We start from the raw sequence: 20697 nt of genomic DNA, 5'->3' as shown, positions 1-20697 counted from the left end.
TCAGGCCTGGGGACAGGTCCTAGCCGTCCACCTCGTACTGCCCCACCTCGATGAAGTACCGCAACTCCTCCGGCGTCCCGTCGATCACGTCCTCCGCGGCGGCCCGCAGCGCGTCGCTGATCGTCGGGTCGGCGAGGATGCGGGCGACGCGGACGCGGTCGTCCTCGGCGACGGCCAGGCGGTAACCGGTCTCCAGGAAGGCGCGCAGGGCCTCCGGGGTGTTGGCGTCGAGGGCCTCGTTGGCCTCCCTGATCACCGCCTTGTCGGTCTTCGGATCGGCGGTGGCGAGGATACGGGCGATGGCGACGCGGTCGTCCTCGGCCTGGGCTATCCAGCGGCCCGTCGACAGGAAGTACCGCTGGTCCTCGATGGTGCCGTCCATGGCTTTCTGCGCGGCGGCGTAGACGGCCTTGCCCGTGGTGGAGTCGGCGATGATGCGCATGATCGCGACACGGACGTCGTCGTCGGACATCTCGTCGACGCCCGGGTCGGTCGCGTCGGACGCGGTCGCGACGGTGGTGGCGGTCGACGGGGCCGAGTCGGCGGCGAAGGCCGGGGTTGCCAGCAGGAGCGCCGGGGTCAGGGCGGTGGCCACGAGGGTCAGGGCGGCACGGGTCGGTCTCACGTGTGAACCTTCCTTGTCTTCGTCGTGTGCGTCAGGTTCGGTGTGTGCATCTTCCCTTCAACCACGCCTGAGATCACCGCAATTACCCAGCGCCCCTCAGGTCAGACCTCCCCGGCCTTCCGCAGCGCGCTCCACGTCCGCGTCTCCACGACCCCGTCCGCCTCCAGCCCCACCCGCTCCTGAAACCTGACAACCGCCTTGTGCGTCAGTGGGCCGAAGATGCCGTCCACTTCGCCGACCTCGGAGATGCCATGCAGGTACCGGAGCAGACACTGGACTTCGCGGACCTGGCTGCCGGCCTCGCCCTGCTTGACCGTGAAGTCCCATGTGCTGTTCCAGTTGGCGGTGTAACCGCGGCCGTACTTGGCGTCCTTGTACACCGCGGGCTTCTCGCAGCTGGGTGGTGCCGAGGCGGTCGGCCTCTCCTCGTCGCGCAGGGCGTACGTAGATGCCGTCGCTGTCGCCCCCAGAGCCAGCGCCGTCACTGCCGCGACCAGCACCGCACGCCGCCACCGCCGGGGCCGCAGCCTCGGCAGCCGGGCCGAGCGGGAGGCGCCCGCGGCCTCCTCGACCCGGCGCAGGAGAGCACCGGTGTCGGGGATCCGGGTGAGGCGCTCCGCGTGTGTGGGTGCCAGGCAGTCGCGGACGATCTCCTGCCAGGCGGCCGGGAGTTCGGGGGACAGCCGCAGTTCCTCGGTGCCTCGCGCATAGCGCATCGCCGCGTCGGTGCGGGCCTCCGTGCTGCCGCCCGGCAGCGGGAAGGAGCCGGTGAGGGTGACGTGGGCGAGGACGCCGAAGGCCCAGACGTCGGCCGATGGGCGGATCCGGGTACCCCGCTCGTCCACCTCCGGCCACAGCAGCTCCGGCGGCGTGTAGTCGGGCGTGGCGAAGGCGGGGGCGTAGGCGTGGGTGCCCTGCAGCTCGGCCGCCATGTTGAAGTCGGCGAGTCGTACCGAACCGTCCCCCAGAAGCAGCACGTTGGCCGGTTTCAGGTCGCCGTGCACCCAGCCGGCGTGATGCAGCTGGTGCAAGCCCTCGCAGATCTGAGCCAGCAGGGCGGGACCCGACTCCGGCTTCGGGTCGTGTTCCAGTGCCGCATCCAGGGAGCCCTCGGCCAGCTCCAGGACGAGCACGGTGGCGCCGTCCAGCTCCGGGTGCTCCGGGTCGTCGACGGTCAGAGTGTCGTACATGCGGATCAGCCGGGGCGCCTTGAGGCGCTTCAGCAACTCCACCTCCCGCTCGGCCAGTTCGCGCAGATGCCGCAGCTGGCGCGGGGTGCGGGTGCCGGTGGGCAGGAACTTCAGGGCGGCTCGGCGGGGCAGCGTCGGGTGCTGCCCAGGGCCCTGTTCCTCGGCGAGTCGGGCTGCGTACACGGTCGCGAACGCGCCCGACGCGAGGGGCTCGCGCACCTCCCACGAACCGACCCGGTAACCCTTCGGGACGGGGACGGCGTACGACTGCCCGGTCACCGGGCCACTCCGCCGACGGCCACGGCCAGTACGGTCAGATCGTCCTCGCGGACCAGGTCGAAGCGGAGCGCGAGCGAGACCAGCGACTCCTTCTTGCCGTTGACGCGCTGGCCGGGTTCGGCGGTGTCGGGGCCGGGGCGCAGCCGGAGTTTGAGGGCCAGGTAGTCGATGTTCCAGTAGACCGACGAGCGGCTGACCGTCGGCCACGCCGGGCGTAGTCGCTCCACCAACTGCTCCACCGCGGGCAGCGGCGCGTGCGGCTCCCCACGCAGCCGGGGTTCGCACAGGGCGGCCAGCACCGCGAAGTACCGGCTGGTGCGGTCCAGGGCGAACGCCGGTGCGGTGACGGCGCCGGGGAGGCCCTGACGGTCCGCGCTGCGGAAGGCGTGGCGCGGGGCCCAGACGTCGAAGGAGAGCAGGTCTCCCGCGGCGGGCAGGACCACCCGCGCGAACTCGAACGGTACGGGGGCCTCCAGCCGGCCCGGCGGGACCTTGAGGTGTTCTCCCGCACCCTCCGGGTTCTCCACCACGTAGGTCTGGTCCTCGCTGAAGTTGCTCAGCAGCCAGAAGGACCGGTGTGCCGTGATCTCCCCGGCGACGCGGGGTACCCCTTCGTGCGCGATGGTCAGCCCGCCGTCCGACGCGGCTCTGCCGAACGCGAGCCGTTCACCGGTGGCGATCCTCACCTGGTCGTCCACGCTGCCGCACTCCGGCGGCACGACGATGACGCTGTACATGGAGTCGTTCCCCCTCCATCCCCAGTTCAACGTTCAACGTAGGGAAGGGTAAGGGAACCCTGATCGCGACTGCGAAGCTTTCAGACGCCACGGCGCGCCACGACGCGCCACGGCCTCCGACTCTCCCCCGAGGGAGCCGGAGGCCGCAGCCGTGTTGCCGGCGTCGATCAGCAGGTACGCAGCCCCGGAATCGCCCCGTAGTTCACGCCCCCCGACACCTTGTTGGCCGGGAACCAGCCCCAGCCGCCGTTGCTGACGTTGGTGTCGGCCTGGGTCCACAGCCACCAGTCGTTGCGGGCGTCGCCGACCGGCGGGTTCTCCTGGCCCGGGAACTTCTTCTGGCAGACGAACCAGTTGTCGCCCGCGTTGAGCCAGCCCGCGACGTTGCCGTTGAACAGCACGTTGCCGCCCTGGTAGTTGTGGCAGTAGCGGGAGTTGTTCGGCCCGCTGCCCCAGCAGCCGTTCGGTGCGGCCGAGGCCCCCGACGGCGTGAGGGCCACGGCGCCCGTCGCCAGTACGGCCGCCGCGCCCAGCGTGGCGAGCATGCGCTTCATGGTCGGTGTCCTTCCGGTCTTGCCACCCCCGTTGGTGGACAGGACCACGGTGCCGCCGGGGCGTCACCGGCGGTACCTCAGAACTCTCAGGGTCACTTCTCGCCCGGCGGCGTGTACTCCTTGAGGTAGTGAGCGACGCGGGTGGCGTAGTCGCGGTACTTCGGGGGAACGCCGCCCGCGTTGTTCACCACCTTGGTCGAGGTCCGGTACGCCGCCGCCAGCAGCACCTGGCGGTCGCCGGACAAGCCGGTCCGATTGAGGAGAGGTTCCATGTAGCAGAGGTAGCGGCCCACGGCCGGGATGGAATCGGCGGGGGACAGGGGCGGCTTGGGGGTCTCCGGCGCGGGGACGCCGTCCGCGCGGATCCACCAGCGCAGCAGGCTCGGCGTCCAGCGGGCGATGCCGTACTCGCCCTCCTCGCCCACGGACGGGTCGGAGAGGTTCGGGTCGAAGTTGCTCTCCGCCTTCAGCAGGGCGGCGATCAGCGCGGGCGTGACCTCCGGCCGGACGCAGTCGTGGGCCGCGTCGACGATCAGCCGGCGGTAGGCCACGGGCACGCCCTTGTCCGTACGGAGTTCGGAGGCGCCGTAGCGGGCGGCGGCCGTGACCTTCGCGGTCCCGGTGCCCGACGCGCCGACCCCGACCCCGCCGCCACCCCCGTCCTTGTCGGTGTCCGTCCAGTTGTTGACGCCGTATCCGAGCGCGGCCACCGCCACCACGGCGGTCACGGTGGCCAGCACCGTCGTACGGCGGGAGCGGCGACGGGGGAGGAGGGCCCGGGGCAGACGCGGGGAGCGGCCGGTGCCGGCCGTCGCCTCCACCCGGCGCAGCAGGTCCGGGGTACCGATGCGGTCGGCGTGCGTGCGGGTCAGGCAGTCCCGCACGATCTCCCGCCAGGTGTCGGGGAGTTCGGGCGACAGCCGCAGCTCGTCGGTGCCGCGGGCGTACGCGGCGGCGGCGTCACGACGGGCCGTCGGGGTGGCGCCGGGCAGCGGGAAGGAGTCGGTCAGCAGCAGATGTGCCAGGACACCGAAGGCCCAGACGTCCGCCGAGGGGCGGATCCGGCGGCCCCGCTCGCCGATCTCCGACCAGAGCAGCTCCGGCGGTGTGTAGTCGGGCGTGGAGAAGGCGGGCGTGTACGCGTGCGTACCCTCCAGCTCCGCCGCCATGTTGAAGTCGGCGAGCCGGGCCGAACCGTCCGCCATCAGCAGCACGTTGGCCGGTTTCAGGTCGCCGTGCACCCAGCCGGCGTGGTGCAGCTGCGCCAGCCCCTCGCAGATCTGCGCGAGCAGGGCAGGCCCGGCGGCGGGGCGCGGCTCGGCCGCGACGAGCGCGGACAGGGAGCCCTCGGCCTTCTCCAGTACGAGGACGGTGGCGCCGTCGAGGGCGGGGCGGGCCGGATCGTCGACGACGAGGGTGTCGTACATCCGGATCAGCCGCGGCTGTTTCAGCCGGCGGTGCAACTCGACCTCGCGGTCGATGAGTTCGCGCAGGTGGGTGAGTTGGCGGGGGGTTCCGGTGCCGGTGGGCAGGAATTTCAGGGCCGCCGACTTCGGGAGGTTCTCGTGCTTCGAGGGGCTCTCGTCGGCGGCGACGCGCCTCGCCTCGTACACACTCCCGAACGCCCCCGTGGCGATCGGCTCCCGCACCTCCCACGCGCCGACCCGGTACCCCTTCGGTACCGGCACGGCGTACGGCTCGGTCACCGGGCCACCCGGCGCGGCGCCGGCTCCGTCAGGACGACGAGGTCGTTCTCCCGTACGAGATCGAAGCGCAGCGCAAGCGAGACCAGCGACTCCTTCTTGCCGTTGAGGCGCGGGCCGGTGTCCGCCTCCTCCGGGCCCGGCTTCAGCCGCAGCTTCACCGCGAGGTAGTCGATGTTCCACTGCACGGAAGTGCGGGACGCGGCGGGCCAGTTGGGGCGCAGCCGGTCGACGACCTGGTCGACGGTGGGCAGTGCGGCGTGCGGTTCGCCGCGCAGGCGGGGCTCGCAGAGGGCGGCCAGCACCGCGAAGTACCGCTTGGTGCGGTCTACGGAGAAGGCGGGCGCGGTGGTGGCGCCGTCCAGGCCGTCCTCGCTGCGGTAGTCATGCCGCGGCGCCCACACCTCGATCGGCAGCAGATCACCGGCCGCCGGCAGCACGATCCGCGAGAACTCGAAGGGGACCGGTGCGTCCAGCCGCCCCGGCCCGACCTTGATGTGCTCGCCCGCGCCCTCCGGGTTCTCGACGACGTACGTCTGCTCCCGGCTGAGGTTGCTGAGTATCCAGAAGGCGCCCTGGGCGGTGATCTGACCCGCTCTGCGGGACACGCCGTCGTGCGCGATGGTGAGGTCGTTGTCGGAATCGGAACGCCCGAAGCTCAGTTGCTCGCCGGGCGCCATACGGATCTGGGTGGGGTGGTTCTCGTCCTCCGTGGTCGGCGGAGGTACCACGATGATGCTGTACAAGGTGCGTCTCCCCGTGCCTGACGGCTACCGAGTCAGAGTAGGGCGACGCGGCCGGGCCGTGCCCCCCTCATACGGGTGAGACACGGCCCTCGGCTGCTATTGGCGTGAACTGAGCCCTGATGGTGCTCAGTAGCGCGGGCGGCTGAACCAGGCGGTGGCGGCGCTGTTGACCATCGACGCGAGGATGATGCCGGCGATGGCGAGGGAGATGAGCCCGCCGAAGGTGGCGGAGCCGCCCCCACCGTTCACGGTGTTGACGATACCGCCGAGGATCATCAGCGACGCGTACACGATCGTCGTGATGCGGATGCCGCTGCCGCCGTTCTTGAACTTCACGCCCAGGAAGATGGAGAGAGCGCCGAGGCCGACCATCAGGGCCGCGACCAGGAAGCCGAGGCCTGCCAGTCCGTCGGTGCTGTCACCGGAGCCGACGCCGTTGGAGACGTCCTGGGCGGCGCCGACGGCGATGCCGGCGACGATGCCGATCAGGATCTGGAAGCCGGAGAGGATGAAGAGCAGCACACGGGCCGTCTTCATGAGGCCGGGCATCTCCACCGGCATCATGTTGCCGCCCGGGTAGCCGGGGTACGCGGGCTGCTGCGGAGCGCCCTGCGGGTAGCCGTAACCGGGGGCCTGGGGCTGCTGCTGCGGGTAGCCGTAACCGGGCTGGCCCTGGGGCGGCTGCTGCGGCGGGTAGCCGGGCTGGCCCTGGGGAGGCGGGCCGTAAGGGTTGTTCGGGTCGCCGAAACTCATGGCGGTCTTTCCTCCGTTGTCCGAGTGCGGGGACGCGCGGCACTGTGTTCGGAGGAAGGTCTTCGGATGCGGTCGTCCCCCCGGTACTGCCCGCGGTACTGCCGTCACATCGTTCTTTAGTCTGCTCTTACTTGTCCAGCCGCATTCCGTATGTGTTGTGCAAGTGCAACATCATTGATCATGAGTGGATACGGGTGGAGATACGGCCGCCGAGGCCATGGACGACCCAGAGCGGACCCGGATTGGAACCGAGAGGGCGTCATCAAGGAGGATGGGGGCCATGACCGCCCAGATTCTCGATGGCAAGGCCACCGCAGCCGCGATCAAGTCCGATCTGACCGTCCGCGTGGCGGCGCTGAAGGAGAAGGGCGTCACGCCCGGCCTCGGCACGATCCTGGTCGGGGACGACCCCGGCAGCCAGAAGTACGTCGCAGGCAAGCACCGCGACTGCGCCCAGGTCGGCATCTCCTCCATTCAGCGTGAGCTGCCGGCCACGGCGACCCAGGAGGAGATCGAGGCCGTCGTCCGCGAGCTGAACGAGGACCCGGCCTGCACCGGCTACATCGTCCAGCTGCCGCTGCCCAAGGGCATCGACGAGAACCGCATCCTGGAGCTGATGGACCCGGCCAAGGACGCGGACGGCCTGCACCCGATGAACCTGGGCCGCCTGGTCCTGAACGAGCCGGCCCCGCTGCCCTGCACCCCCAACGGTGTTCTCACCCTGCTCCGCCGGCACGGCGTCGAGATCAAGGGCGCCGAGGTCGTGGTCGTCGGCCGTGGCGTCACCATCGGCCGCCCGATGCCGCTGCTGCTGACCCGGCGCAGCGAGAACGCGACCGTGACCCAGTGCCACACCGGCACCCGCGACCTGTCGGCGCACCTGCGCAACGCGGACATCATCGTCGCGGCCGCGGGCTCCGCCCACCTGATCCGCCCGGAGGACGTGAAGCCGGGCGCGGCCGTCCTCGACGTCGGTGTCTCGCGCAACGCCGAGGGCAAGATCGTGGGCGACGTCCACCCCGGTGTCGCCGAGGTGGCCGGCTGGATCTCCCCGAACCCCGGCGGCGTGGGCCCGATGACCCGGGCGCAGCTGCTGGTCAACGTGGTCGAGGCGGCGGAGCGCAGTGTCGGTTGAGGGAACCGCCGGAAGGGCGGAGGACACGGCCCGGGCGCAGGACACCGCCGGGGCGGATGACGCTGCCATGGCCGAGGACACCGCCGAGGTGGCGGAGATCGAGGTCCGGGACCCGGTGAGTGCCCCGGACGCGGAGGGCGTGCCCCGGCGCACCACCCGCCGCTTCCCGCTGTTCACCCGGGACACGGCCCGCCCCGAGGGCGGCGGCCGGGCAGCCGGCGGTGACGCGCCGGCGCCCGCGAGGCAGTGGCCCGTCCTTCTCGTCCTCGGCCTGGTCGGGGTCGGCCTGCTGATCACCGCGCTCGACGTGTTCCGCGTCGGCACCCTGGTGATCGGCGGCGCCCTGCTGGCCGGCGCGGTGCTGCGGTGGTTCCTGCCGAGCGTCGGCATGCTCGCCGTACGGTCCCGTTTCACGGACATCGCGACGTACGGCGTGCTGGGCCTCGTGATCGTGCTGCTGGCGCTGATGGCGCAGCCGGATCCGTTGCTGAAGATGCCGTTCCTGAAGGACGCGCTGCACTTCACGGTGGACAGCTGACGCTCCGCAGGACGGCGGTCCGTCCTTTCCCCCGGGCAAGGACGGGCCGCCGTCTGCGTCCACCCTCGGGCACGGTGAAGGGGCTGTTCAACGCCTGTCAGTGCGCTGTGGCACGGAGGTGACCGTTCCGCTACTTCGGGTCCGGCGGGGAACCAAGGCGCCGTTCCGTGTCGTCACCCGATCGGGTTCTGGTTCGGAGGTGAGCGATGGGTTCCTGGCAGCCGCTGCCCGACGATCTGCCGCCGGAGGTGCGGCACTTCGTGGAGCACTTGCGGCAGCTCAAGGACCGCACGGGCCTGAGCCTGGTCTCGCTGGGCGCGCGCACCGCGTACAGCAAGTCCTCCTGGCAGCGCTACCTCAACGCCACCCAGCCCCCGCCCCGGCAGGCGGTCATCGCGCTGTGCCGGGTGGCGGGCACCGACAAGGAGGAGGCGGAACGCTTCGGGGCGCGGTGGGAACTGGCGGTGCAGGCGTGGCCGAAGCCGGTGGCGGTGCCGACCCAGTCGCCGGGGCAGCCGGGCGGTACGGGCGAGGCGCACGGGGAGTCGGAAGGTTCTGCGCGGGCCGAGGGGGCCGAGGGGTACGAGGACGACCCCACCCTGCCCTGGTGGGACGCGCCGCCGAAGGAACCGGAGCCGCCCTCGCGGCGGTTGCTGGTGATCGCGGTGTTGCTCGTCGTGGCTCTGGCGGTGATCGCGGTGATCGGGGCCGTTGCGCTGGGCTGAGCCGGGCGTGACGACTGCGCCGGACTTGTCCGAATGCATCGCATGTGGCGCAGGTGATCGTTTATGTGCGTTCTGTGTGGCGATGTGTTGACAAGTTCGCGGATTTGCAAGGAAGTCGTTCGGTAAGCGGGCTAGCGTGGGCGATCGGGACGGGTCCGGGGCGTCCTGTATGTCGCAAGGGCTTACTACCAGGGTTGCGTCGGCCGGAGAGGGAAGCCGGTGGAACACTGGACGCTGTCGGGGGCGTGCAACGGTGCATGCCCACGGCCACAATGCTCCCGTGCGCCCCCACCCCGGGAACTGAGATCCTTACTGGGCGCATCCCTGTGGGTAGCCAGAACGGGGACTCGGCAGAGGGCACCACGCGCGGGGGAAACGCGAGAAACACCAGCACGAACCGGGGGGAAGAGGGGGGAAGCAATGCCTCGTTGGAGGGCCTTGCCGGATGAACTCGATCCGCAGGTCAGGGAGTTCGCGAGCCAGCTGCGGCGGCTCGTGGACCGCAGCGGTCTGAGCATCGCGGCGCTGGCCGACCGCACGGGATACAGCAAGACGTCCTGGGAGCGGTATCTGAACGGGCGGCTGCTCGCGCCCAAGGGCGCGATCGTGGCGCTCGCCGAGGTCACCGGCACCAATCCGATCCACCTGACGACGATGTGGGAGCTCGCCGAACGGGCGTGGAGCCGTTCGGAGATGCGCCACGACATGACCATGGAGGCCATCCGGATCTCTCAGGCGCGCGCCGCCCTGAGCGAGTTCGGGGCGCCGCCGCCCAATGCCAAGGGGGGCGCGAAGGCAGGGAAGACCGCGCGCAGGGGCGGGAGCGCCACGGCCGCGCCCACGCCCGGAGTGGCGGGGCCGGCGGGCGTGGCCCCGACCGTTCCGCCCACGGTGCCGGCCCAGCCCACGGCACCGGAGGTGCGGGACTCGGCGGTTCGGGACGCTCCGGTCCAGGACTCGCCCGTACGGGACGCCACCGGGGGCGACGTCCGGGACGGCTCCTCCTCCGGGGCCAACTCATGGGGCCTGGCGGGCTATCGAGGTCCGTCGCCGACGAATGGCCGTACGGCCGGTCCGTCGTCGTCGGGAGGGTCCTCGACATCCTCGGCGTCCCCGGGTTCCCCGGTGTCGGCGGCATCCGAGGTCTCCGGAACCTCCGGCGCGGCGTCGGGGTGGTCGCCGGCGACGCCCAATCCCTACGGCGAGCCGCCGCAGGGGCCTCGTCCGGGAGGCGGGTCCACCGGGGGCGGCGGTGGCAAGCGGCGGCTGACGATGTTCCTCGCGGGGGTCGTCGGCGTGCTGGTGGTGATCGCCGCGGTGTTCTTCCTCACCGACGGCGGCGACAAGAACAAGAACGAGGACGCCGGCAAGTCGCCCTCGCCGTCCGTGACGACCGACCCCGACCTGCCGGCCGGGGTGAAGTGCAGCGGTGACTCCTGCACCGGCAAGGACGCGGAGAGCATGGGCTGCAGCGGCGACCTCGTGACCACCGCCAAGACCGCGACCGTCGGCACGGCCGTGGTCGAGGTGCGCTACAGCGAGACGTGCGGCGCGGCGTGGGGACGCATCACGCAGGCCGCGCAGGGAGACGAGGTGGCGGTGACGGTCGGCAAGACGAAGCAGACCGGCACGATCACCGTCGCCGGCGACACGATCGCGTACACCCCGATGGTGGCCGTGAAGGACGCGGGCGACGCGACGGCGTGCGCGACGCTGGCGGTGGGTCAGGAGGGGTGCACGCAGTAGGAAAAAAGAATGAGGTGGGGCAGGAATGCCCGTCGGCAAAGTGGGCACGCGCACCGTACCCCCACGGGAGTCCGGCAATCGGTACCCCCACCCAGCGGCCGCCCGCGTCCCCCTCTCCCGGACCGGGCGGCCGCTCTTTTCCGCCCGTTTCCCCCGTTGATCGACATTCTGTGGGGCGGGCCACACGGACCCGGCCGTGCGAGATCCCGGATGCGCGATAGCCTGACCGGTGGATCTCTCGACGCCAAGAGATCGATCATCTCTACGTCCCGCACCCCGGGGCAGGGATGCCTCACCGCCAGCTGTCCTACGGAGAACGCCATGACCCGCACTCCCGTGAACGTCACCGTCACCGGCGCGGCCGGCCAGATCGGTTACGCCCTGCTCTTCCGCATCGCCTCCGGCCAGCTGCTCGGCGCGGACGTGCCGGTCAAGCTGCGGCTCCTTGAGATCACCCCCGCGCTGAAGGCCGCCGAGGGCACGGCCATGGAGCTGGACGACTGCGCGTTCCCGCTGCTCCAGGGCATCGACATCTCCGACGACCCGAACGTCGCCTTCGACGGCACCAACGTCGCCCTCCTCGTCGGCGCCCGCCCCCGCACCAAGGGCATGGAGCGCGGTGACCTCCTGGAGGCCAACGGCGGCATCTTCAAGCCGCAGGGCCAGGCCATCAACGCGCACGCCGCGGACGACATCAAGGTCCTGGTCGTCGGCAACCCGGCCAACACCAACGCGCTCATCGCGCAGGCCGCCGCCCCCGACGTACCGGCCGAGCGGTTCACCGCGATGACCCGCCTCGACCACAACCGCGCGCTCACCCAGCTCGCGAAGAAGACCGGCTCGACGGTCGCCGACATCAAGCGGCTCACCATCTGGGGCAACCACTCCGCCACCCAGTACCCGGACATCTTCCACGCCAGCGTCGCGGGCAAGAACGCCGCCGAGGTCGTCGGCGACGAGAAGTGGCTCGCCGAGGACTTCATCCCGACCGTCGCCAAGCGCGGCGCGGCGATCATCGAGGCCCGCGGTGCCTCCTCGGCCGCCTCCGCCGCCAACGCCGCCATCGACCACGTCCACACGTGGGTCAACGGCACCGCCGACGGCGACTGGGTCTCCATGGGCATCCCGTCCGACGGTTCGTACGGCGTCCCGGAGGGGCTCATCTCCTCCTTCCCGGTCACCACCAAGGACGGCAAGTACGAGATCGTCCAGGGCCTGGAGATCAACGAGTTCTCCCGCGCCCGTATCGACGCCTCCGTCAAGGAGCTCGAGGAGGAGCGCGAGGCGGTCCGCGCCCTCGGCCTCATCTGAGCCGAACGGCATCCGCTTCCCGGTCCCCGGTCGCTGCGACAGCGGCCGGGGACCGGTGCGTTCGGGGGCCGGTCTACAGGACACCGGCTCCGCCGGAAGCGAATATGTCAATTCCCGTGTGCCGACCGGCGACCGATGGGCACTCTCGGTGTGTGAGTGACTACCGAGAAGAGACACCTGCCTATCTGACGATCCGCGTCACCCAGCAGGAGGGGCCGATCGCGGCCTTCGCCGAACAGGAGGCGTGGGAGGCGACGACGCGGTACCCGGAGCTGATGGGGGTGGGTCTCCCGGAGTTCTTCCACGCGCGCGAATGCGAGGCGGGCGGCTGGGAGTTGCTGGGGACCGGCACCGACGCTCCGCAGGGCTCCCGGGACTCGCTCGGATCGCACTTCCGGCTGGCCGCGAAGAACGCCGACGACGCGGGTGACGAGACGGCCCGGCGCAAGTGGATGGCGGCGGCGCGGCGGATGGACCGGGAGGTGGTCGACGACGTCCGGGTGCGCGGCGAACGCTTCCGGATCGTCCGCGCCGGCCGCTTCGTCCGCATGGGCCCGAACGGCCCCGAGCCGCCCCGCCCGTCCGACCCCGACACGGCGGAGGTGGGCGAGGCGTACCGGCTCGGCCCGACCGCGAAGGGCTTCGTGGTCGACCCCTTCACCGGCACCGGACTGTCCAACGGCATCCTGAAGCTGGAACTGGTGGACTTCGTCGGCGTGACGCCCGACTCGCCGCCGGAGGTCACCGAGGACGCGCGGCGGGCCCGGCTGGAGTATCCGGGCGGGGTGCTGCTCCCGGCGGTGTTCATGATCTCCGAGCGGGTGGACGGCAGATGGCGGTCCTTCGACCCGGGCGCCGCCCACACCACACCTCAGGCGGCCCGTGACTCGCTGGCCTCCTGGCTGCGGGTGATGGCCCCGTTCACCCTCCGCCTCGACGACGACAAGCGCGCGGAGTACGCCCGTATCGCCGACCGCCTCGACGAAACCCGCTCCAACGTCACCACGGTCGCGGGCGTCCGGTACCGCGTCACCCGCGTCGAACGCCTCGTCCGCATCGGCCCCGACGGCCCCGAGGGTCCCCGCACCTCCGACTGGGACCCGGAACCGCCCGTCGACGTCCAGACCCGCCAACTCAAGGAACAGGGACTGTGGAAGGAGGAAGACGAAGAGGAAGCCGCCGGGCCGATCGAGCTCGACGAACGGACGCTGGAGCTCCAGCGGCTCTGGGAGGCCGAGTGGGAGCGGCGCAAGAACAAGAAGCGGAAGGGCACCGGCTGAGAGCGGCTCAGGAGGCCGGCGGCAGTCGCTTCTCGAACCAGTGCGCGGCGTAGACGTTGTCGTCGTACCGGGGGATCTCCGTGTATCCGCAGGCCAGGTACATCGACTGCGCCTCGGTGAGCGCGGCGTGGGTGTCGAGGCGTACGACGGTCAGCTCCCGTGCGGCGGCCTCGCGTTCCAGGGCGTCGAGGAGGCGGCGGGCGAGGCCCAGGCGGCGGGCGTCGGGGTGCACCCAGACATGGCGGATCTCGCCGACGCCGGGTTCCAGGCGCCGTAGCGCCCCGCAGCCCACGGGGCGGCCCTCCTCGCGGGCGACGAAGAACGCGCCGGCGTCGCCGGACACCTCCTCGGGCCGTACGAGGTCGCTCTTGTCGAACCCCTCGGGGAACCGCTCGTCGATGTCGGCCGCGTACGCGTCCAGGCAGTGCCGGGCGTCCTGTGCGGCGCCGTCGACGAGGTCGACGGTGATGGCCGCGAGGCGCAGCAGGCGCTGGGTGGTGGCCAGGGCCTCGGTCAGCCGGGCGCGCTGCGGTTCGCTGAGGCCTTCGAGAAGCCCGGTGGCGACCGCGCTCGCCCGCAGGTTCTGCTCCTTCAGCTCCGCCCGCCCGGCCGTGGTCAGCTCGATCATGCGCAGCCGGCTGTCCCGCGGGTGCGCGTTCAGCCGGACCATGCCCTGGGCTTCGAGTGCCTTGGCCGTCCGGCTCAAATACCCGGCGTCCAGTCCGAGCCGGCTCCTGAGCTCGCGCAGGGACGCGCCGTCCCCGATCTCGAACAGCAGCCGGGCCTCGCCGAGCGGGCGGTTCTGGCCGAGGTAGTGGTCGTCCAGTACGCCGATGCGGCGCGTGAAGTAACGGTTGAAGCGGCGGAGGGCCGTCACGTGTTCCGTCGATACTGGCTCCATATTTCTTTGACTTTAGTCAAAGGTCGCGTCCTCGGCCACACCCGGGACGCGGCGCGCGTCGCGGATGTGCGACCAGTAGAAGTTTCCCTTTTGTTCCTGTTTGGTCATATTTTCAGTGACGCACGGCACTTTCCGTCGCCGATCGCGCATGCAATCCGATGGTCGGGGCAGGCGGTGACGGTCCTCATGAGTGACACCTGTGTCACTCAGGGGCGCTGAACAGGAACGGAAGGCGACACCGATCATGACCGGACAGCAGGCGCGGCAGGCAGGGCAGACCATTCACGCGGGCGGCGAGTGGCGTGTGGCCGTCTCCGGGGCCACGCGCGAGATCCTCGACCCCGCCGACGCCCTGCCCTTCGCCGTGGTCGCGGAGGGTGACGAGAAGGACACCGATCTGGCCGTGGCGGCGGCCCGCCGCGCCTTCGACGGCGGCCAGGGCGAGTGGCCCCTGACGTCCGTCGCCGAGCGCGCCGCCCTGCTGCGCCGCGTCGCCGACCTGCTCGTGCGCGACCGCGAGCCGCTCGGGCTGCTGGAGAGCCGCGACGCGGGCAAGACCGTCGAGGAGGGCCGGGTCGACATCGACTGTGTCGCGGACGCCTTCCGCTACTTCGCCGATCTCGTCGCCGGCGAGGCCCCGGGCCGGGTCGTCGACGCGGGCTCGAACGACATCCACAGCGTTGTCGTCCATGAGCCGGTCGGCGTGTGCGCGCTGATCACCCCCTGGAACTACCCGCTGCTCCAGGCCAGTTGGAAGATCGCCCCGGCCCTCGCCGCCGGGAACACCTTCGTCGTCAAGCCGAGCGAGATCACCCCGCTGACGACCATCGCCCTGATCGAGCTGCTCGTCGAGGCGGGCCTCCCGGTGGGCGTCGCCAACATCGTGACCGGCCCCGGACACTCGGTCGGCGCCCGGCTCGCCGAGCACCCCGACGTCGACCTCGTCTCCTTCACCGGCGGCCTGGTCAGCGGCACCAAGGTGGCCCAGGCCGCCGCGCCCGGCGTCAAGAAGGTCGCGCTCGAACTCGGCGGCAAGAACCCCAACGTCGTCTTCGCCGACGCCTGCGCCACCGACGAGGCCTTCGACACCGCCGTCGACCAGGCCCTCAACGCCGCCTTCATCCACAGCGGCCAGGTCTGCTCGGCGGGCGCCCGCCTCATCGTCGAGGAGTCGATCCGGGACCGCTTCGTGGCCGAACTCGCCCGCCGGGCCCAGAAGATCCGCCTCGGCCGCGGCACCGCCGACGGCGTCGAGTGCGGCCCCCTCGTCTCCGAGCAGCAGCGCGCGAAGGTCGAGGCGTACGTCGAATCCGCGCTCCAGGAGGGCGCGGTGCTGCGCTCCGGCGGCAAGCGCCCCGAGCCGTCCGAGGAGCGGCCGGAGAACGGCTACTTCTACGAGCCGACCCTCCTCGACCGCTGCCACCGCGAGATGAGGGTCGTACGCGAGGAGGTCTTCGGACCCGTCCTCACCGTCGAGACCTTCCGCACCGAGGACGAGGCGATCGCCCTCGCCAACGACACCGAGTACGGCCTCGCGGGCGCCGTCTGGACCGCCGACGCGGGCCGGGCCCGCCGGGTCGCCGGCCGCCTGCGGCACGGCACCGTCTGGATCAACGACTTCCACCCCTACCTCCCGCAGGCGGAGTGGGGCGGTTTCGGCAAGAGCGGAGTGGGCCGCGAACTCGGCCCCGCCGGACTCGCCGAGTACCGCGAGACCAAGCACGTCTACCAGAACCTCGCGCCCCGGCCGGTGCGCTGGTTCGCGGGCTGACCCGACCGACCCCGGACCCCGTCCGCCCAAGTCAGCCCTGATCACCCCCCCTTGGAGTACCACCCGATGCCCGAGAAGACCCACGAGTACGACTACGTCGTCATAGGCGGCGGCACCGCAGGCTCCGTCATCGCCTCCCGTCTCACCGAGAACCCCGACGTCACCGTCGCCGTCATCGAGGGCGGCCCGAGCGATGTGGGACGCGACGACGTGCTGACGCTGCGCCGCTGGATGGGCCTGCTCGGCGGTGAGCTGGACTACGACTACCCGACGACCGAGCAGCCGCGCGGCAACTCGCACATCCGGCACAGCCGGGCCCGCGTCCTGGGCGGCTGCTCCTCGCACAACACCCTGATCGCCTTCAAGCCGCTGCCGTCCGACTGGGACGAGTGGGAGGAGGCCGGCGCCAAGGGCTGGGGCGCGGTGCCGATGGAGGCGTACTTCGCCCGGCTGCTGAACAACATCGTCCCGGTCGACGAGCAGGACCGGAACGCCATCGCCCGTGACTTCGTCGACGCGGCGCAGAGCGCGCTCGACGTCCCGTGCGTCGAGGGCTTCAACAAGCAGCCCTTCACCGAGGGCGTCGGCTTCTTCGACCTCGCCTACCACCCCGAGAACAACAAGCGTTCGTCGGCGTCGGTGGCGTATCTGCACCCGGTGATGGACGAGCGCGAGAACCTCACCGTCCTGCTGGAGACCTGGGCGTACCGGCTGGAGCTCGACGGCACGCACGCCGAGGGCGTGCATGTGCGCACCAAGGACGGCGAGGAACAGCTGATCCGCGCCCGGCGCGAGGTGGTCCTGTGTGCGGGCGCCGTCGACTCGCCCCGCCTGCTGCTGCACTCCGGCATCGGCCCCAGGGACGACCTGGAGGCGCTCGGCATCCCCGTCGTGCACGACCTGCCGGGCGTCGGCGAGAACCTGCTCGACCACCCGGAGTCGGTGATCGTCTGGGAGACCCACGGCCCGATCCCCGAGAACTCCGCGATGGACTCCGACGCGGGCCTTTTCGTCCGCCGCGACCCCGAACACCAGGGCCCCGACCTGATGTTCCACTTCTACCAGGTCCCGTTCACGGACAACCCGGAGCGCCTCGGCTACCGGCGGCCGGAGTTCGGCGTCTCGATGACCCCGAACATCCCCAAGCCGAGGAGCCGCGGCCGGCTGTACCTGACCAGCGCCGACCCGTCCGTGAAGCCCGCGCTGGACTTCCGCTACTTCACCGACGAGGACGACTACGACGGCCAGACCCTCGTCGACGGGATCAGGATCGCCCGCGAGATCGCCGCGACCGAGCCGCTGGCGAGCTGGCTGAAGCGCGAGGTGTGCCCGGGCCCGGAGGTCACGGGCGACGAGGAGCTGAGCGAGTACGCGCGCAAGGTCGCGCACACCGTGTACCACCCGGCCGGCACCTGCCGAATGGGTGCCGTTGACGACCAACTGGCCGTAGTAGACCCGCAGTTGAGGATCCGCGGCCTGGACGGCATACGTATCGCCGACGCCTCCGTCTTCCCGACGATGACCGCCGTGAACCCGATGATCGGGGTGCTCATGGTCGGGGAGAAGGCCGTCGAACTGATCGGAGGTGAGGCGTGATGAGTACGACGCCCAAGGCAATGACGAACCAGAGCACGACGACCGACAGCACGACGCCCGAGAGCGCGACGCCCGAGACCCGAAAGCCCCCGACCACGCCGGTCTTCTCCGTCGAGGGCCTGTGGAAGGTCTTCGGCCCCAAGGCGGACCGCATACCCGCCGACCCCGAGCTGACCGCGCTCACGCCCGCCGAACTGCGCACCCGCACCGGCTGCACGGCGGCCGTCCGCGACGTGTCCTTCGACGTCCGCAAGGGCGAGGTCTTCGTGGTGATGGGCCTGTCCGGCTCGGGCAAGTCCACCCTGGTCCGCTGTCTGACCCGCCTCATAGAACCGACGGCCGGCACCATCGCCATCGACGGCGAGGACGTCCGCGCCATGGACAAGACCCGCCTGCGCGAACTGCGCCGGCACCGCGCCGCGATGGTCTTCCAGCACTTCGGCCTGCTCCCGCACCGCACGGTCCTCGACAACGTGGCGTACGGCCTGGAGATCCAGGGCGTCGGCAAGGCGGAGCGCCGTGAGCGGGCCGCCCAGGTCGTCGCCAAGGTCGGCCTGGAGGGCATGGAGCAGCGCAGGCCCGGCCAGCTGTCCGGCGGCCAGCGCCAGCGCGTCGGCCTCGCGCGGGCGCTCGCGGTGGACCCCGAGGTCCTGCTCTTCGACGAGCCCTTCAGCGCGCTCGACCCGCTGATCCGGCGCGACATGCAGGAGGAGGTCGTGCGCCTGCACCGCGAGGAGGGCCGCACGATGGTCTTCATCACCCATGACCTCAGCGAGGCCCTCAAGCTCGGCGACCGCATCGCCCTGATGCGTGACGGCGCCGTGGTCCAGCTGGGCACCCCGGAGGAGATCGTGGGCTCCCCGGCCGACGACTACGTCCGCGAGTTCGTCCGCGACGTCCCCCGTGAGCAGGTCATGACGGTCCGTACGGCCATGCGCGCCGCGTCGGCGGACGAGGCCGGCAACGGCCCGGCCCTCGCGCCGGACGCCACGGTGTCCGAGGCGATCGAGGCCGTGGCGCGCAGCGGTGCGCCGGCCCGGGTCATGGAGGGCGGACGCTGTCTCGGGGTGGTCGACCACGAGCGGCTTCTCGGCGTCGTGGCGGGGACGGAGCAGCCAGTCATAGCGGGGACGGAGCAGCCCAAGGAGGTCGCGTGATGGCCACCGTCACCGCCGCCGCCCCGCGCGCCGCCCTGCCCGGCTTCCTCAAACGCCCGGCCGCTCGCAAGCTCCTGCTGCTCGCCCTCGTCGCCGCGATCCTCGTCCCGCTGGCCAACGCCCGCTGGGCGAGCGGCACCTGGCCGGCCGCGCTGACCGTCGACGTCACCGAGCCGCTCACCAACGCCAGCACCTGGATCATCGACAACCGGGACAGCCACCCGCTGTTCCTCTACTTCTTCGGGCACATCAGCAACGCGGTCGTGATCTCCGTACGCGCCGTCTACCTGGTGCTGCTCGCGGCCGGATGGGCGGGCGTCACCGCCGCCGCGTCCCTGATCGCCTGGCGCGTCGCGGGCCCGCGCCTCGCCGCCGGTACGGCCGCCGCCTTCCTGGCCTGCGGGTTCCTCGGTATGTGGATCCCGACCATGCAGACCCTCGCGCTGATGGTCGTGGCGGTCCTCGCCTCGGTCGTCGTGGGCGTGGTGCTGGGCCTCGCCGCCGGGCTGTCCGACCGTATGGACCGGATGCTGCGCCCCGTCCTGGACACCATGCAGGTGCTCCCGGCCTTCGCCTACCTGCTCCCCGTCGTCCTGGTCTTCGGCATCGGCGTGCCCGCCGCCGTCCTGGCCACCGTCGTCTACGCGGCCCCGCCGATGGCCCGCCTCACCGCCCTCGGCCTGCGCGGCGCGGACAAGGAGGTGCTGGAGGCCGTCGAGTCGCTCGGCACCACCGCGCGGCAGCGCCTGCTGACCGCCCGGATCCCGCTGGCCCGCAAGGAACTCCTGCTCGGCCTCAACCAGACGATCATGATGGCGCTGTCCATGGCGGTCATCGCGTCGGTCATCGGCGCCGGCGGCCTCGGTGACCGCGTCTACCAGGCCCTGGCCACGGTCGACGTCGGCGCGGCCCTCGCGGCCGGCATCCCGATCGTGCTGCTCGCCGTCGTACTGGACCGCGTGACCGGCGCGGCGGGCGAACGCCTCGGCGAGGAGCCGCAGCCGAACGGCCGGGCGCGCTGGCTGTACGCCCTCATCGCCACCGTGGCCGTCGCCGTCGCCGCACGTCTCGCGGGCCGCCTCGACTGGCCCGACGCCTGGGCCGTGAACATCGCCGACCCGGTCAACCGCGCCGTCGACTGGATGACCGACCACCTCTACTCCGGCGTCCCCGTCATCGGCGGCACCGCCGACTGGGCGGGCCACTTCACCACCTGGGTCCTCGACCCCGTGCGCGACGGCCTCCAGTGGCTGCCCTGGTGGTCGGTCCTGCTGATCGTCGCCGCGCTGGCCTGGCTGATCGGCACCTGGCGCACCGCGCTGACCGCCGTACTGGCGATGGCCGCGATCGGTGTACTCGGCGTGTGGACCCCGTCGCTCGACACGCTCTCCCAGGTCCTGGCGGCCGTGGCCGTCACCCTGGTCCTGGGCTTCTCGATCGGCATCGCCGCCGCCCGCAGCGACCGCTGCGAACGCCTGCTGCGCCCCGTCCTGGACGTCTTCCAGACGATGCCGCAGTTCGTGTACCTGATCCCGGTGGTGGCCCTGTTCGGCGTGGGCCGCGCACCCGCGGTCGCCGCGGCCGTCGTCTACGCGCTGCCCGCCGTCGTCCGCATCACCACCCAGGGCCTGCGCCAGGTCGACCCGGCCGCCCTGGAATCGTCCCGCTCGCTCGGCGCGACCCCCGCCCAGCAGCTGCGCCAGGTCCAACTCCCGCTCGCCCGCCCGGCGTTGCTGCTCGCCGTCAACCAGGGCGTGGTCCTGGTCCTCGCCGTCGTCATCATCGGCGGCCTGGTCGGCGGTGGCGCGCTCGGCTACGAGGTTGTCTTCGGCCTCGCCCAGGGCGACCTGGCGACCGGGCTGGTGGCCGGCGCGGCGATCGTCTGCCTCGGCCTGATGCTGGACCGGGTGACGCAACCGACGGAACGCCGCGCGAAGAAGGGAGCGTGAC

18 protein-coding genes are annotated in these 20697 nt (G+C 71.5%); 10 read left to right on the top strand and 8 right to left on the bottom strand.

Annotated features, from left to right (window positions below):
* Positions 1–19 precede the first annotated feature (19 nt).
* From BLU79_RS09155 to BLU79_RS09125, 7 genes are all read right to left on the bottom strand, one after another.
* Positions 20–625: an ALF repeat-containing protein gene (locus BLU79_RS09155; RefSeq protein ID WP_093905155.1), complete on the bottom strand. Its 606-nt coding sequence runs from the start codon at positions 623–625 to the stop codon at positions 20–22.
* A gap of 101 nt (positions 626–726) precedes the next feature.
* The gene (locus BLU79_RS09150) at positions 727–2094 is read right to left on the bottom strand and encodes a serine/threonine-protein kinase (protein ID WP_093905154.1); all 1368 of its coding nucleotides are present in this window, start codon (positions 2092–2094) and stop codon (positions 727–729) included.
* Complete coding sequence (locus tag BLU79_RS09145) at positions 2091–2831, bottom strand: hypothetical protein (protein ID WP_093905153.1); 741 nt, start codon at positions 2829–2831, stop codon at positions 2091–2093. The genes BLU79_RS09150 and BLU79_RS09145 overlap by 4 nt, the downstream gene beginning before the upstream one ends.
* Before the next feature lie 167 nt (positions 2832–2998).
* Complete coding sequence (locus BLU79_RS09140) at positions 2999–3385, bottom strand: hypothetical protein (RefSeq protein WP_256333221.1); 387 nt, start codon at positions 3383–3385, stop codon at positions 2999–3001.
* A gap of 92 nt (positions 3386–3477) precedes the next feature.
* Positions 3478–5091, bottom strand: coding sequence for a protein kinase domain-containing protein (locus tag BLU79_RS09135; RefSeq protein ID WP_093905151.1), 1614 nt, complete (start codon positions 5089–5091; stop codon positions 3478–3480).
* The gene (locus BLU79_RS09130; protein ID WP_093905150.1) at positions 5088–5834 is read right to left on the bottom strand and encodes an FHA domain-containing protein; all 747 of its coding nucleotides are present in this window, start codon (positions 5832–5834) and stop codon (positions 5088–5090) included. The genes BLU79_RS09135 and BLU79_RS09130 overlap by 4 nt, the downstream gene beginning before the upstream one ends.
* A gap of 126 nt (positions 5835–5960) precedes the next feature.
* The gene (locus BLU79_RS09125) at positions 5961–6587 is read right to left on the bottom strand and encodes a hypothetical protein (protein WP_093905149.1); all 627 of its coding nucleotides are present in this window, start codon (positions 6585–6587) and stop codon (positions 5961–5963) included.
* 280 nt (positions 6588–6867) lie between these two features.
* Between BLU79_RS09125 and BLU79_RS09120 the strand changes: the two genes are divergently transcribed.
* The 6 genes from BLU79_RS09120 to BLU79_RS09095 all read left to right on the top strand — a co-directional run bounded on the left by BLU79_RS09120 (position 6868) and on the right by BLU79_RS09095 (position 13322).
* The gene (locus tag BLU79_RS09120) at positions 6868–7722 is read left to right on the top strand and encodes a bifunctional methylenetetrahydrofolate dehydrogenase/methenyltetrahydrofolate cyclohydrolase (protein WP_093905148.1); all 855 of its coding nucleotides are present in this window, start codon (positions 6868–6870) and stop codon (positions 7720–7722) included.
* A 67-nt stretch (positions 7723–7789) separates the two neighbouring features.
* Positions 7790–8260 carry a DUF3017 domain-containing protein gene (locus BLU79_RS09115; RefSeq protein WP_177000947.1) on the top strand — a complete coding sequence of 157 codons (471 nt, stop codon included), beginning with the start codon at positions 7790–7792 and terminating at the stop codon, positions 8258–8260.
* Between the two features lie 206 nt (positions 8261–8466).
* Complete coding sequence (locus BLU79_RS09110) at positions 8467–8985, top strand: helix-turn-helix domain-containing protein (protein WP_093905146.1); 519 nt, start codon at positions 8467–8469, stop codon at positions 8983–8985.
* Between the two features lie 420 nt (positions 8986–9405).
* Complete coding sequence (locus BLU79_RS09105; protein WP_093905145.1) at positions 9406–10731, top strand: helix-turn-helix domain-containing protein; 1326 nt, start codon at positions 9406–9408, stop codon at positions 10729–10731.
* A gap of 321 nt (positions 10732–11052) precedes the next feature.
* Positions 11053–12042, top strand: coding sequence for a malate dehydrogenase (locus tag BLU79_RS09100; protein WP_093905144.1), 990 nt, complete (start codon positions 11053–11055; stop codon positions 12040–12042).
* A gap of 152 nt (positions 12043–12194) precedes the next feature.
* On the top strand, positions 12195–13322 hold the full coding sequence (locus BLU79_RS09095; protein ID WP_177000946.1) for a DUF5954 family protein: 1128 nt from the start codon (positions 12195–12197) through the stop codon (positions 13320–13322).
* Positions 13323–13329: 7 nt separating this feature from the next.
* Here BLU79_RS09095 and BLU79_RS09090 read toward each other — a convergent pair whose 3' ends face one another.
* Positions 13330–14223 (bottom strand): bifunctional helix-turn-helix transcriptional regulator/GNAT family N-acetyltransferase, encoded by an 894-nt coding sequence (locus tag BLU79_RS09090; protein WP_093905142.1) that lies wholly within the window; start codon positions 14221–14223, stop codon positions 13330–13332.
* Positions 14224–14467: 244 nt separating this feature from the next.
* Between BLU79_RS09090 and BLU79_RS09085 the strand changes: the two genes are divergently transcribed.
* The 4 genes from BLU79_RS09085 to BLU79_RS09070 all read left to right on the top strand — a co-directional run bounded on the left by BLU79_RS09085 (position 14468) and on the right by BLU79_RS09070 (position 20696).
* A complete protein-coding gene (locus tag BLU79_RS09085; protein WP_093905141.1) occupies positions 14468–15994 on the top strand; it encodes an aldehyde dehydrogenase family protein in 1527 nt (508 codons plus the stop codon).
* A 66-nt stretch (positions 15995–16060) separates the two neighbouring features.
* Positions 16061–17590, top strand: a complete 1530-nt coding sequence (locus tag BLU79_RS09080) for a GMC family oxidoreductase (protein ID WP_093905140.1) — start codon at positions 16061–16063, stop codon at positions 17588–17590.
* A gap of 20 nt (positions 17591–17610) precedes the next feature.
* A complete protein-coding gene (locus BLU79_RS09075) occupies positions 17611–18747 on the top strand; it encodes a quaternary amine ABC transporter ATP-binding protein (protein WP_093905139.1) in 1137 nt (378 codons plus the stop codon).
* Positions 18747–20696, top strand: coding sequence for an ABC transporter permease (locus BLU79_RS09070; protein WP_093905138.1), 1950 nt, complete (start codon positions 18747–18749; stop codon positions 20694–20696). Before BLU79_RS09075 ends, BLU79_RS09070 begins: the two co-directional genes overlap by 1 nt.
* The last annotated feature ends 1 nt before the right edge of the window (position 20697 follow it).

This window comes from Streptomyces sp. cf386 (assembly GCF_900103585.1).
Classification (GTDB): Bacteria; Actinomycetota; Actinomycetes; order Streptomycetales; family Streptomycetaceae; genus Streptomyces.
This window is presented reverse-complemented; position numbering and strand designations above follow the sequence as displayed.

Coding starts and splice junctions, on each gene's coding strand:
- BLU79_RS09145 (WP_093905153.1), bottom strand. CDS start 2,831: ATGTACAGCGTCATCGTCGTGCCGCCGGAGTGCGGCAGCGTGGACGAC.
- BLU79_RS09140 (WP_256333221.1), bottom strand. CDS start 3,385: ATGAAGCGCATGCTCGCCACGCTGGGCGCGGCGGCCGTACTGGCGACG.
- BLU79_RS09125 (WP_093905149.1), bottom strand. CDS start 6,587: ATGAGTTTCGGCGACCCGAACAACCCTTACGGCCCGCCTCCCCAGGGC.
- BLU79_RS09120 (WP_093905148.1), top strand. CDS start 6,868: ATGACCGCCCAGATTCTCGATGGCAAGGCCACCGCAGCCGCGATCAAG.
- BLU79_RS09115 (WP_177000947.1), top strand. CDS start 7,790: ATGGCCGAGGACACCGCCGAGGTGGCGGAGATCGAGGTCCGGGACCCG.
- BLU79_RS09110 (WP_093905146.1), top strand. CDS start 8,467: ATGGGTTCCTGGCAGCCGCTGCCCGACGATCTGCCGCCGGAGGTGCGG.
- BLU79_RS09105 (WP_093905145.1), top strand. CDS start 9,406: ATGCCTCGTTGGAGGGCCTTGCCGGATGAACTCGATCCGCAGGTCAGG.
- BLU79_RS09100 (WP_093905144.1), top strand. CDS start 11,053: ATGACCCGCACTCCCGTGAACGTCACCGTCACCGGCGCGGCCGGCCAG.
- BLU79_RS09090 (WP_093905142.1), bottom strand. CDS start 14,223: ATGGAGCCAGTATCGACGGAACACGTGACGGCCCTCCGCCGCTTCAAC.
- BLU79_RS09085 (WP_093905141.1), top strand. CDS start 14,468: ATGACCGGACAGCAGGCGCGGCAGGCAGGGCAGACCATTCACGCGGGC.
- BLU79_RS09080 (WP_093905140.1), top strand. CDS start 16,061: ATGCCCGAGAAGACCCACGAGTACGACTACGTCGTCATAGGCGGCGGC.
- BLU79_RS09075 (WP_093905139.1), top strand. CDS start 17,611: ATGACGAACCAGAGCACGACGACCGACAGCACGACGCCCGAGAGCGCG.
- BLU79_RS09070 (WP_093905138.1), top strand. CDS start 18,747: ATGGCCACCGTCACCGCCGCCGCCCCGCGCGCCGCCCTGCCCGGCTTC.